The 13,080-nt window shown below is 66.0% G+C and carries 10 protein-coding genes; all 10 read left to right on the top strand.

What is annotated here, in order from left to right; all coding sequences use genetic code 11:
- Positions 1–242: 242 nt before the first annotated feature.
- The 10 genes from F2P45_RS20555 to F2P45_RS20510 are packed head-to-tail and all read left to right on the top strand — an operon-like array spanning position 243 to position 13,079.
- On the top strand, positions 243–1,778 hold the full coding sequence (locus F2P45_RS20555) for an XrtA system polysaccharide chain length determinant (protein ID WP_166879313.1): 1,536 nt from the start codon (positions 243–245) through the stop codon (positions 1,776–1,778).
- A 25-nt stretch (positions 1,779–1,803) separates the two neighbouring features.
- Entirely contained in the window at positions 1,804–2,721 is a 918-nt protein-coding gene (locus F2P45_RS20550; RefSeq protein WP_166879310.1) for an XrtA-associated tyrosine autokinase, read from the top strand.
- A complete protein-coding gene (locus F2P45_RS20545; protein ID WP_166879308.1) occupies positions 2,714–4,261 on the top strand; it encodes a TIGR03016 family PEP-CTERM system-associated outer membrane protein in 1,548 nt (515 codons plus the stop codon). The genes F2P45_RS20550 and F2P45_RS20545 overlap by 8 nt, the downstream gene beginning before the upstream one ends.
- 16 nt (positions 4,262–4,277) lie before the next feature.
- Positions 4,278–5,291 (top strand): XrtA/PEP-CTERM system-associated ATPase, encoded by a 1,014-nt coding sequence (locus F2P45_RS20540; protein ID WP_166879306.1) that lies wholly within the window; start codon positions 4,278–4,280, stop codon positions 5,289–5,291.
- Positions 5,288–6,172: an XrtA system polysaccharide deacetylase gene (locus tag F2P45_RS20535; protein WP_229505193.1), complete on the top strand. Its 885-nt coding sequence runs from the start codon at positions 5,288–5,290 to the stop codon at positions 6,170–6,172. The genes F2P45_RS20540 and F2P45_RS20535 overlap by 4 nt, the downstream gene beginning before the upstream one ends.
- Entirely contained in the window at positions 6,169–7,266 is a 1,098-nt protein-coding gene (locus F2P45_RS20530; RefSeq protein ID WP_166879303.1) for a FemAB family XrtA/PEP-CTERM system-associated protein, read from the top strand. Before F2P45_RS20535 ends, F2P45_RS20530 begins: the two co-directional genes overlap by 4 nt.
- A gap of 2 nt (positions 7,267–7,268) precedes the next feature.
- Positions 7,269–8,486 (top strand): TIGR03087 family PEP-CTERM/XrtA system glycosyltransferase, encoded by a 1,218-nt coding sequence (locus F2P45_RS20525; RefSeq protein ID WP_166879302.1) that lies wholly within the window; start codon positions 7,269–7,271, stop codon positions 8,484–8,486.
- Complete coding sequence (gene xrtA, locus F2P45_RS20520; RefSeq protein WP_370663289.1) at positions 8,486–10,045, top strand: exosortase A; 1,560 nt, start codon at positions 8,486–8,488, stop codon at positions 10,043–10,045. The genes F2P45_RS20525 and xrtA overlap by 1 nt, the downstream gene beginning before the upstream one ends.
- Positions 10,042–11,190 carry a TIGR03088 family PEP-CTERM/XrtA system glycosyltransferase gene (locus F2P45_RS20515; RefSeq protein WP_166879299.1) on the top strand — a complete coding sequence of 383 codons (1,149 nt, stop codon included), beginning with the start codon at positions 10,042–10,044 and terminating at the stop codon, positions 11,188–11,190. The genes xrtA and F2P45_RS20515 overlap by 4 nt, the downstream gene beginning before the upstream one ends.
- Complete coding sequence (locus F2P45_RS20510) at positions 11,178–13,079, top strand: XrtA/PEP-CTERM system amidotransferase (protein ID WP_166879297.1); 1,902 nt, start codon at positions 11,178–11,180, stop codon at positions 13,077–13,079. The genes F2P45_RS20515 and F2P45_RS20510 overlap by 13 nt, the downstream gene beginning before the upstream one ends.
- Position 13,080: the final 1 nt, after the last annotated feature.

The raw sequence follows: 13,080 nt of genomic DNA, 5'->3' as shown, positions 1-13,080 counted from the left end.
CGAATTCAGTATCAATAGGCAACGGATTTCCTGTATCATATGATTATTAATCAATGCCTTAAAGCAATTTCTTGTCAGGCTTTCTCAGCTGCCGTAACAAATTGCCTTTTGTGCATCCGACAACACTTTGGCTGGCGCTGTGCGGCACCGGGCGGTCCGTCCGCGTGTGTGCGCAAAGTTGCCGGCCTGGGCCACGCTGCGGGAGTCGCTCCCGGGATGCCCTTTATGGCGAGATTGACGAGATGGCAGAACTGCAGGCCCTACTGACGAACTTCCTCAAAGCGATCTGGAAATATCGCTGGTATGCGGTCGTCATTTCCTGGATCGTGGCCATCGTCGGCTGGGCGGTGGTGTACCGCCTGCCGAACGAATACCAGGCCTCGGCGCGGGTGTACGTCGACACCCAGAGCATCCTGCAGCCGCTGCTGGCGGGCATGACTTCGGTACCGAACGTGGACCAGCAGGTGGCCTTCATGCGGCGCACCCTGATCAGCCGTCCCAACGTCGAGCGCGTCATGCGCATGGTCGACCTCGACATCAAGGCTTCCACGCCCAAGGAAAACGAAAAGATGGTGGACGACCTGATGGCGCAGATCAGCATCGGCGGCACCGAGCGCGACGACATCTACACCATCTCGTACAAGAATTCCAACCCCAAGCTGGGCAAGGACATCGTGCAGTCGCTGCTGACGATCTTCGTGGAAGGCAGCTTCGGCGGCAAGAAGCAGGATTCCGAAAAAGCGGTGCAGTTCATCGACGACCAGATCAAGAACTACGAAGAAAAGCTGGTGCAGGCCGAAAACGCGCTCAAGGAATTCAAGATCAAGCACCTCGGCATGCTGCCGCGCGCCGGCGGCGACTTTAGCGCCAACATGACCACGCTCGAAGATTCGCTCAACCAGGCGCGCCTGGAACTGACCGAAGCCGAGGAAGCGCGCAACGCCATCAAGCGCCAGATCGCAGGCGAAGAACCGGCCCCGCTCACGCCGCCGGAAGCGGCCACCGTGGCCAATCCCGAAATCGATGCGCGCATCGCGGCGCTCAACAAGAATCTCGACAGCCTGCGCATGCAGTACACCGACGCCCACCCCGACATCGTGGCGGCGCGCCGCCTGATCGGCCAGCTCGAAGCGCGCAAGCTCGAAGAAGCCAAGCGCAACAAGCGCAACAATGACCCCGGCGCCAACTACAGCCCCATGCTGCAGCAGATGAACGTGGCGCTGTCGGTGGAAGAAGCGCGCGTGGCCTCGCTCAAGGCGCGCGTGGGCGAATACACCACCCGCGTGGCGCGCCTGCGCGCGCAGAGCACCAACGCGCCCGAAGTCGAGGCCCAGCTGGCCCAGCTCAACCGCGACTACCTGATCAACAAAGAGAACTACGAAAAACTGGTCGGCCGGCGCGAAGCGGCCAAGCTCTCGGGCGACCTCAGTTCGGCCACCGACATGCTGACCTTCCGCGTGATCGACCCGCCGACCGTGCCCTCGACCCCGTCGGGACCGAACCGCCATCGCCTGTTCTCGTTCGTGTTCGCCGCCGCGCTGGCGGCCGGCCTGGGCGTGGCGCTGCTGATGAGCCAATTGCGTCCGACCTTCATGAGCCAGGGCAGCCTGCGCGACGTGACCGGCATTCCTATCCTCGGCAGCATCAGCATGAACTGGACCAACGAGCAAAAGGTCATGCGCACCAAGCGCCTGTACGCCTTCAGCGCGGCCGTGATCGTGCTGTTCGGCGCCTACGGCGGCGTGATGGCGGCCCTATTTGTCCGACCGCTGCTCTGATGCGGCCTTCACTGGAGAGAACAGCGTGAGCATTATCGAAAAAGCGGCCAGCCGCATCGAACACAAAAAAGACGAGCAGGGCGCGCCGGCGGCCGCCGCGCGCGCGGCCGAGAATCCGGCGCCGGCTACCGCGCCGGCTACCGCACCGGCTACCGCACCGCCAGCGGCGCCGTCCATGGAAGCACCGGCCGCGGCCCCCGTGCACGCGCCGCGCCGCACCGCCAACCAGGTCGAACTCGACCTGGAACGCATGCAGGCGCTCGGCCTGGTGACGGCGGCCGGCGGGCGCACCACCCTGGTCGAGGACTTCCGCATCATCAAGCGGCCCTTGCTCAAGCGCGCCTTCGGGCCGCGCGCGCCCGGCGAAAAACCGGGCAACCTGATCATGGTCACCAGTTCGCTGCCGGGCGAAGGCAAGACCTTTTGCTCGATCAACCTGGCCATGAGCATCGCCATGGAACTCGATCACACGGTGCTGCTGATCGACGCCGACGTGGCGCGCCCGTCGGTGCTGCGCACGCTCGGCCTGCCGGCCCACCGCGGCCTGATGGACATCCTGCTCGACGACAAACTCGACATGGCCGACGTCATGCTGCGCACCAATGTGAACACGCTCAGCATCCTGCCGGCCGGCAGCAACAACCCGCGCGCGACCGAACTGCTGGCCAGCCAGGCGATGAGCACCTTTGTGAACGAAATCGCCAACCGCTATCCCGACCGGATCGTCATTTTCGATTCGCCGCCGCTGCTGCTCACCAGCGAAGCGCACGTCCTGGCCAGCCACATGGGCCAGATCGCGCTGGTGGTCGAAGCCGAAGGCACCACCCAGCACGCGGTCAAGGAATCGCTGCGCCAGCTGGAAGGCTGCAGCAATGTGAACCTGATCTACAACAAGACGCGCGAATTCCCCGGCACCGAAACGTATGACTACCATTATGGCTAAGCGTCGCTTTGGACGGCGCCGCGCCGTGGTCGTGCCGGCGGCCCTGGCGGCCCTGCTGGCCGCGCCGGGCGCGCGCGCCGAGTGGCGCTTCACGCCCACCGTCGACCTGCGCGAAACCTACACCGACAACGTCGCCCTGAGCCGCGCGGAAGACGCCAGGAGCCGCTTCGTGACCGAACTGACGCCGGGCTTCACGCTGCTTAACCGCGGCCCGCGCCTGAAAGCCTCGGCCAACTACCAGCTGCACTACTACGCCTTCGACGACGACGGCGTGGAAGGGGTGCGCCACGCGCAGTCGCAACTGCGCACCGACGTGCGCGCCACCGTCGTCGACGACCTGCTGTTTTTCGATGCCGACGGCGCCATCGGCCAGCAGCCGGTATCGGCCTTCGGCCCGCAGGTGAACGGCAACGGCTATGCGAGCGCCAACCGCGCCAACGTCAAGACCTGGCGGGTCAGCCCCTACCTGCTGCACCGCTTCGGCAACAGCGCCACCGCCGCCGTGCGCTACACCCACGACTCGGTCGACGCCGGCCGCACCGGCTTCGGCGACAGCACCGGCGACGTGCTGACCATGAACCTGAACAGCGGGCGCACCTTCCGCCGCCTCGGCTGGGGCCTGCAGTACAGCCACCAGCGCGTGGACGACAGCATCGCGCCCGAATCGAGCGTCAAGATGGTCAGCGCGAATACGCGCTACCGCCTCGGCGCCGACTTCAACCTGACCGCCAGCGCCGGCTACGACGAATACGATTACCAGTCCGAGGGCGAGCCGACCAAGGGGCGCTTCTGGCAGGGCGGCATCGAATGGACCCCGAGTCCGCGCACCAGCCTGGTGGCCGGCGCCGGCAAGCGCTATTACGGCAACACCTACAACCTGCAGGCGCTGCACCGCAGCCGGCGTTCGGTCTGGAGCATCAACTACAGCGATTCGGTCACCACCACGCGCTCGCAACTGCTGCTGCCGGCCACCATCGACACGGCCACCATGCTCGACCGCCTGTTCACGGCGCAGATTCCCGATGCGGTGGCGCGCGCGCAGGCGGTCGACGCCTACATCCGCGCCACGGGTCTTCCGGCCGCGCTGGCCGACAGCATCAACTACTTCAGCAACCGCTTCATCTTGCAGAAGCAGTTGCAGGCGTCGGTGGCCTTCAACACGGCGCGCACCACCCTGATCGTGAGCGCGTTCGACAGCCGGCGCGAGGGCCTGTCGCTGATCCAGACCGACAGCCTGCTCACCGGGCCGGCCAGCGCGCGCCTGAACGACGACACCACCCAGCGTGGCGGCAGCGCCATGTGGAACCTGCGCCTGACCTCGCGCAGCGCGGTCAACGCCTCGTGGATCAGCTCACGCCAGGAGTCGAACGGCACCGGCCTGGCGAGCAAGAATACCGCCTTGCGACTGGCCGTGACGCGCCAGTTTTCGCCCAAAGTGCGGGGCGCCTTCGAGGCGCGCCGCGTGTCCGGTACCACGGCCGACCAGGCCGCGTCGTACCGCGAGAATGCCGTAACGGCCTCTCTGTCCTTGCAGTTCTAGCCGAATCGAGTCAGCGATGTATGAAACCTATTATGGGCTGAGCGACAAGCCCTTCCGGCTGCGGCCGGACCCGCATTTTTTCTTTGCCAGCAAAGGCCACAAGCGCGCCATGGCGTACCTCGAGTACGGCCTGTCGCACGGCGAAGGCTTCATCGTCATCACCGGTGAAGTCGGCGCCGGCAAGACCACCCTGGTGCGCAACCTGTTCAAGCAGATGCCGTCCGAGCAGATCGTGGCCGCCCACATCGTCAACACCCATCTCGATGCCGACGACACCCTGCGCACCGTGGTCGCCGCCTTCGGGCTGCCCTACGAGAACGCCAGCAAGACCGCGCTGCTCGAACGCCTCGAACAGTTCCTGCGCGCCTGCGACGATGAAGGCAAGCGCGCCTTGCTGGTGGTCGACGAAGCGCAAAACCTGACCCCGCGCGCGGTCGAGGAACTGCGCATGCTGTCGAACTTCCAGACCGACGACAAGTCCTTGCTGCAAACCTTCTTGCTGGGCCAGCCGGAGTTCCGCACCACCCTGCATAGCGCCGGCATGCAGCAGCTGCGCCAGCGCATCACGGCCAGCTATCATCTCGGCCCGATGGACGGCCCGGAAACCCAGGCGTACGTCGAGCACCGCCTGCACACGGTCGGCTGGAAGGACGATCCCTCGTTTTCGGCCGGCGCGCACGCCGCCATCTACGACTACAGCGGCGGCATTCCGAGGAAGACCAACGCCCTGTGCGACCGCCTGCTGCTGATGGGCTACCTGGAAGAGATGCACGCCTTTACCGAAGCCGACGTCAACGAAGTGGTGCGCGACATCCGCCAGGAATACGAACTGCCGCCGGAAGTGGTGCGCGAACAGGCCGCCGCCGCCCTCTCCGGGGTGGCATCGCTCGGCACGCTCGACAATCCGGGCTACCTGGACGAACGCATCCTGAAGATGGAAAAGTCGATGGCCTCGGTGCTGTCGATCCTCAAAAAAGTCGTCAGTACCTTGCCGGCATTGTCCCACCATCCAAGCGACCATCACGAATGAACGACCGCCTGCATCCCGCCGCCATGCCGCGCGCGCTCGGCCAACCGATCCGCAATGCGATGACGATCGACGTCGAAGACTACTTCCAGGTGTCGGCCTTCGCGCCCATCATCGCGCGCGAGTCCTGGCCTTCGCGCGAGTGCCGGGTCGAAGCGAACATCGAACGCATCCTGGCCATCCTCGAGAGCGGCGGCGTGCACGCCACCTTTTTCACCCTGGGCTGGATCGCCGAACGCTATCCGGACATGGTGCGCCGCATCGTCGCCGGCGGCCACGAACTGGCCAGCCACGGCTACGGCCATCTGCGCGCATCCGACCAGACCCGCGCCGAATTCGCCGACGACGTCGGGCGCAGCAAGGCCCTGCTCGAAGACATCGGCGGCCAGGCCGTGCTGGGCTACCGCGCTCCGAGTTTTTCGATCGGTACAAGCAACCTGTGGGCGCTCGACGTGCTGCAAGAAGCCGGTTACCGCTACAGTTCGAGCATCTATCCGATCGCCCACGACCACTACGGCATGCCGGATGCGCCGCGTTTCGCGTTTTATCCGAACGGCCCCGATGGCCTGCTGGAAGTGCCGATCACCACCGCCATGCTGGGCCAGCGCAAGCTGCCGGCCGGCGGCGGCGGATACTTTCGCCTGCTGCCTTACAGCCTGTCGCGCTGGATGATGCGGCGCGTGAACAGCGACGACGGCCAGCCGGCGATCTTCTACTTCCACCCGTGGGAGCTCGATCCCGGCCAGCCGCGTCCCGAAGGCGCCAGCCTGAAAACCCGTTTCCGCCATTACGTGAACCTGCAACGCATGGAAGGGCGCATCAAGCTGCTCACCCGCGATTTTGCCTGGGACCGCATGGACCGCATCTTTTTAGGGACCAAATGAGTTCGACTACCGACGCTGTGCAGGACCGCCCGGCCACCACCACTGGCGGTGCCGCCACCGTGCATCTGCTGCGCGCGGGCGACGCCGGCGACATGGCGCGCTGGGACGCTTTCGTGGCGGCCTGCCCGGAAGCGACCTTCTTCCACCGCGCCGGCTGGCAAACCATCATCGAGCGCGTGTACGGCCACAAGACCTGGTTCTACTACGTCGAACAGGATGGCCACATCGTCGGCGTGCTGCCGCTGGCCGAGATCAAGAGCCGCCTGTTCGGCCATTCCCTGGGTTCCTTGCCGTTCTGCGTGCTGGGCGGCGTGGCCGCCACCAGTGACGCGGCGCGCCCGCTGCTGGACGCCGCCGCCGACAAACTGGCCGCGTCGCTCAAGGTCGGCCATCTGGAATACCGCAACCTGCTGCCGGCGCACGCGGGCGACCCGGCCTGGCACCAGAAGGAGCTGTACGTCACCTTCCGCAAGGCCATCACCGCCGACGACGACGAGAACATGAACGCCATCCCGCGCAAGCAGCGCGCCATGGTGCGCAAGGGGATCAAGTGCGGCCTCACCGCCGAAATCGACCAGGGCGTGGACCGCTTCTTCATCGCCTACGCCACCAGCGTGCACCGGCTGGGCACCCCGGTATTCCCGAAAAAGTACTTCGCCGCGATCAAGGAAGTCTTTGGCGAGGAATGCGAAATCCGCATCATCGTCAAGGATGGCGCGCTTGTCGCTGGCGTACTCAGTTTTTACTTCCGCGACGAAGTGCTGCCGTACTACGGCGGCGGCATGCCGGCCGCGCGCGAGTTCGCCGGCAATGACTTCATGTACTGGAACCTGATGCAGGCCGCTAGCGCGCGCGGTGCCCGCATCTTCGACTTCGGCCGCAGCAAGCTCGGTACCGGCGCCTTCGACTTCAAGAAGAACTGGGGCTTTTCGCCCACGCCGCTGGCCTACGAGTACCGCCTGTACGAATCGACCGAACTGCCCGACAACAACCCGCTCAATCCCAAGTACCAGCTGTTCATCAAGCTGTGGAAAAAGATGCCGCTGGCGCTGGCCAATGTCCTCGGTCCGCACATCGTCAAGAGCCTGGGCTGAGCGTGGACGACCTGCTGCTGCTGATCCACCGGATTCCCTACCCGCCCAACAAGGGCGACAAGATCCGTTCGTATCACCTGCTCAAGCACCTGGCGCGCCACTACCGGGTGCACCTGGCCACCTTCGTGGACGATGCCGACGACTGGCAGCACCTGCCGCGCGTGCAGGCCCTGTGCGCGTCGAGCCACTTCGCCCGGCTCGATCCGGCCATGGCGCGCGTGCGCAGCCTGGGCGCGCTGCTGGCCAACCGTTCGCTCTCGCTCGACTACTACCGCGACAAGGGGCTGCGCGAGTGGGTCGGCAAGACCATGGCGGCCAACAAGGTCGAACGCATTTTGGTGTTTTCGTCGGCCATGGCGCAGTATGCCGAGCCGTACCGCCAAGCGCGCCGCGTGGTCGACTTTTGCGATGTCGATTCGGACAAATGGCGCCAGTACGCCGTGCAAAAATCCTGGCCCATGAGCATGCTGTACGCGCATGAAGCGCGCCAGCTGCTGCGCTACGAGCGCAAGGTGGCGCTTGAATGCGCCGCCGCGCTGTTCGTCTCGGCGCCGGAAGCGGCGCTGTTCCGCGAGCTCGCGCCCGAAAGCGCCGAGCGCATCGGCTTTTTCAATAACGGCGTCGATACCGACTACTTCACGCCGCAGTCCGCGCAGCTTGATTACCCGAATCCGTTCGTGGCCGGCCAGCAGGCGCTGGTGTTTTGCGGCGCCATGGATTACTGGCCCAACGTGGACGCGGTCAGCTGGTTCGCGCGCGAGATTTTCCCAAGCGTGCTGGCGCGCCATCCGGCCGCGCAGTTCGTCATCGTCGGCGCGCGGCCGTCGGCCGAGGTGCTGCAACTGGCCGCGCTGCCCGGCGTGACCGTGACCGGCACCGTGCCCGACGTGCGTCCGTTCGTGGCCCACGCCGCGCTGTGCGTGGCGCCGCTGCGGATCGCGCGCGGCATCCAGAACAAGGTATTGGAAGCGATGTCGATGGCCAAGACGGTGGTGGTTTCGCCACAGGCGCTGGAGGGCATCGCCGCCGAACCGGGGCGCGACCTGCTGCTGGCGCACGATGCGCCGCAGTTCGCCGCCGCCATCGGCCAGGCCTTGACCACGCCGCAGCCCGGGATGGGCGGGGCCGCGCGGCGCGTGGTCGAAACCCGCTACGGCTGGTCGAGCAACCTGGCGCCGGTGGTCTCGCTGCTGGAACAAATGTCTGTCGAAAGCGCATAGTGGAACAAGGTCTTGCCCTCAACCCGGCGCGTCCGGCCCGCCCGTATCTGCTGCAGACGCTGCTGATCGGCGCCGTGCTGCTGTTCCCATTGCTCGCCTACTTCCAGACGGCGGCGTCGATCGTGGGCATCTGGGACAGCTCCGGCACCTTCGCGCACGGTTACGTGATCCTGCCCATCAGCCTGTGGCTGATCTGGGGCCGGCGCGACGTGCTGCGCAGCATGCAGGTAGCGCCGTGGTGGCCCGCGCTGCCGCTGCTGGCCGCCTGCGGCGCCGCCTGGCTGCTGGGCGAAATGGGCGAAGTGCAGATCGTGCGCCACTACGCGTTCGTGGCCATGCTGCCCCTGTCGGCGCTGGCGATCCTCGGCCTGCCGATCGCGCGCAGCCTGGCTTTTCCGCTGGCCTTCATCCTGTTCGCGGTGCCGTTCGGCGATGTGTTCATCGAACCGCTGATCGGCATGACCGCCAACTTCACGGTCGACGCGCTGATCGCCACCGGCATTCCGGTTTTCCGCGAAGGGAACAACTTCAGCATCCCGAGCGGCAACTGGTCGGTGGTGGAAGCGTGCAGCGGCGTGCGTTATCTGATTTCGTCGGTGACGCTGGGCTGCCTGTACGCCTACCTGACCTACCGCAGCACCTGGCGCCGCGCGCTGTTCATCGTCGCCTCGATCATCGTGCCGATTTTCGCCAACGGCGCGCGCGCCTACCTGATCGTGATGATCGGCCACCTGAGCGGCATGACGCTGGCGGTCGGCGTCGACCATCTGATTTACGGCTGGGTGTTCTTCGGAATCGTGATGTTCCTGCTGTTCTGGATCGGCGCGATCTGGCGCGAAGACACTGCGTCGGCTACCGCGCCCGCCGTCGAGGTGGCGGCCGCGCCGGCACTGCCGGACGCGCCGCCGGCGCCGGCGGGCAAACTGCTGCCGGCCGCGCTGGCGATCATCGCCTGCGTCGGCATCTGGCCCGCTTACCAGTATTATCTCGAGAAGACCGAAGCGGCGCCGGCGCCGGTGGTATTGAGCGGCGTGGCCACCGCTGCGCCGCGCGGCCCGGCGTTCGTCGACTGGACCCCGGCCTTCCCGAAAGCGAACGCCGAACTGCAGCAGTTCCACGCGCAGGACGGCGTGGGCGTCGGCGTCAAGCTGCTGTACTACCGCAAGCCGCCCGAGGGCACCAAGCTCATTACCACCACCAACCGCCTGTCGCCGGTCACCGACCCGGTGTGGCGCACGGTGAGTACCATTGTGCGCGATGAAGCCATCGGCACGCGCGGCCTGCGTGTGCGCGAGAGCACCATGTCCGGCCCCGGCGGCAAGATGCTGGTGTGGCACTGGTACTGGATCGACGGCAGCACCACCAGCAACGACTACGTCGGCAAGCTGCTGCAGATCCGCCAGAAGCTGCTGCACGCCAGCGACGACGGCGCCGCCGTGATGGTGTTCGCCCAATACGACGAAAATCCGGAGCCGGCGCGGGTGGCGATGCGTGCCTTCCTCAAGGGCGACCTGGCCGCCATCGAGGCCGCGCTGGCCGCCAACACGAGGCACCGATGACCGATACGCCCCTGGTCGTCCACCTGATCTACCGGCTCGACTTCGGCGGCTTGGAGAACCTGCTCGTCGAGCGCATCAACCGCATGCCGGCCGCGCACTACCGCCATGCGGTGGTGTGCCTGACCGACTACACCGCGTTCGCCGACAAGATCACCAAGCCCGGCGTGGAGCTGTTCGCGCTGCACAAGCAGCCCGGTTTGTCGCTCGGCACCCACGCGGCGCTATTCACATTGCTGCGCCGACTGCGCCCGACCATCCTGCATACCTATAACCTGTCGGCGCTCGAATACGCCCCGGCGGCGCTGCTGGCCGGGGTCCCGGTGCGCATCAACGGCCTGCACGGACGCGACGCGGGCGATCCGCAAGGGCGCAACCGCAAGCACAACATGCTGCGCCGCCTGATGCTGCCGTTCTACGACTGCTGCTACGCCAATTCGGCCGACATGCTGGCCTGGAACCGCACGGTCATCGGCGTGGCCGAGAACAAGAGCCGGCTGCTCTCGAACGGGATCGACGCCGACAAGTTCACCCCGCAGGGCGGCGTGGTGCGCCATTTCGGGCCTGAGACCATCGTGATCGGCACGGTCGGCCGCATCCAGGACGTGAAGGACCATGCGACGCTCTTGCGCGCCTTCGTGCTGCTGCACGCGCGCCTGCCGCAGGTGCGCCTGGCGGTGGTCGGCGGCGGCCCGCTGCTGGCGGCCCTGCAGGCGCAGGCCGAACAGGCCGGCGTGGCCCATCTGGTCTGGCTGCCCGGCGCGCGCCTTGATGTCGCCGATATCCTGCGCGGCTTCGACATGTTCGCGCTGTCCTCGATTGCCGAAGGCACGCCCGGCTCCGCGCTGGAAGCGATGGCGAGCGGCCTGCCGGTGGTCGGCACGCGCGTGGGCGGCGTGCCCGAAGTCGTCGCCGACGGCGTGACCGGCCTCTTGGTGGCGCCGTCCGACGCCCCCGCCATGGCCGCCGCGCTGGAACGCTACGCGCTCGACGCCGCGCTCAGGCTGGAACACGGCACCGCCGGCCGCGCCCGGGTCGAACGCCACTACAACATGGCGGCCATGGTGGCCGCTTACGAATCCTTGTACGACGCCTTGTGCGAACATAAAAAACAATTCAGGAAGAGTGCGAAATCATGTGTGGAATAGTCGGCATTTTTGATACGCGCGGTGCGCGCGAGATCGACCCGGCGCTGGTCAAGCGCATGAACGAAACCCAGCACCATCGCGGTCCGGACGAGGGCGACGTGTACATCGAGCCCGGGGTCGGCTTCGGCCACCGGCGCCTGTCGGTGATCGACATCCTGAGCGGCCAGCAGCCGATGTTCAACGCCGAAGGCAATGTCGGCGTGGTCTTCAACGGCGAAATCTACAACTACCCCGAGCTGACCGAGGAACTGCAAAAGCTCGGCTACGTGTTCCGCACCAAAAGCGACACCGAAACCATCGTGCACGCCTGGTCGGCCTGGGGCGAAGACTGCGTGCGGCACTTTCGCGGCATGTTCGCCATCGCCGTGTGGGACCGGGTCAAGCAGACCATGTTCATGGCGCGCGACCGCCTCGGCGTCAAACCGTTCTATTACGCCGTGCTGCCGGACGGGATGTTCATCTTCGGCTCGGAACTCAAGTCCCTGCGCGCGCATCCGGGCCTGCCGCGCGCGATCGATCCGCGCGCGGTCGAAGATTACTTCGCCTACGGCTACGTGCCGGAGCCGAAAACCATCTACAGCGGGGCGCTGAAGCTCTCGCCCGGCTTTTGCCTGCTGGTTACCGTCGGCCAGCCGATTCCGCAGCCGCGCCAGTTCTGGGACGTGCCGTTCAAGCTGCACGGCGCCATGACCCAGGCCGACGCCGAGGGCGAACTGGTGGAGCGCCTGCGCGAAGCGGTCAAGATCCGCCTCAAGGCCGAAGTGCCGCTGGGCGCATTCCTGTCGGGCGGCGTCGATTCGAGCGCCATCGTGGCCATGATGGCCGGCCTGATGAAGGACCCGGTCAACACCTGCTCGATCGCCTTCAACGACAAGGCCTTCGACGAATCGGAATACGCCGAACAGGTGGCGCGCCAGTACAAGACCCACCACCACACCGAAACGGTGGACACCGACGACTACGCGCTGCTCGACACCCTGGCCGACCTGTACGACGAGCCGTATGCCGACAGTTCGGCCATTCCGACCTATCGCGTGTGCCAATTGGCGAGGAAACGCGTGACGGTGGCGCTGTCGGGCGACGGCGGCGACGAAAACCTGGCCGGCTACCGCCGCTACCGCTACGCCATGGCCGAAGACAGCGTGCGTTCGCGCTTGCCGACCGGCCTGCGCAAGCTGGTCTTCGGGCCGCTCGGAAAATACTATCCCAAGGCCGACTGGGCGCCGCGCATGTTCCGCGCCAAAACCACCTTCGAAGCGCTCTCGCGCGACCTGGTGGAAGGCTACTTTCACGGCGTGTCGATCATGTCCGACGCCATGCGCGCGCAGCTTTTCACGCCCGCCTTCCACACCCGGTTGCAGGGCTACCGCGCGATCGACGTCATGCAAGGCCATGCGGCCAAATCGCCGACCGACGATCCGCTCTCGATGATCCAGTACCTCGACATGAAAACCTATCTGCCGGGCGACATTCTCACCAAGGTCGACCGCGCCAGCATGGCGCACGCGCTCGAAGTGCGGGTGCCGCTGCTGGACCACAAGCTGGTGGAATGGATTTCGGGCCTGCCGCCCGAGATGAAGCTGCGCGGCAGCGAAGGCAAGTACATCTTCAAGAAAAGCCTGGAGCAGTACCTGCCCCACGATATCCTGTACCGCAAGAAGATGGGCTTCGCGGTGCCGCTGGCCGGCTGGTTCCGCGGCCCGCTGCGCCAGCGCGTGCGCGATTCGCTGCTGGGCGACACGCTCAAGGAAACCGGCATCTTCAACATCGATTACCTGACCGAGATGGTCGAGCAGCACGAGTCGGGCCGGCGCGACTACAGCGCCCCGATCTGGACGCTCCTCATGTTCGAGGCCTTCCTGCGTAAAGAGCTGGGAGCGTCGGCATGAC

It is taken from the genome of Massilia mucilaginosa (assembly GCF_011682145.1).
Classification (GTDB): Bacteria; Pseudomonadota; Gammaproteobacteria; order Burkholderiales; family Burkholderiaceae_D; genus Telluria_A; species Telluria_A mucilaginosa.
Note: the sequence above shows the minus strand (reverse complement) of the source record. Positions and strands in the feature narration are given on the sequence as shown.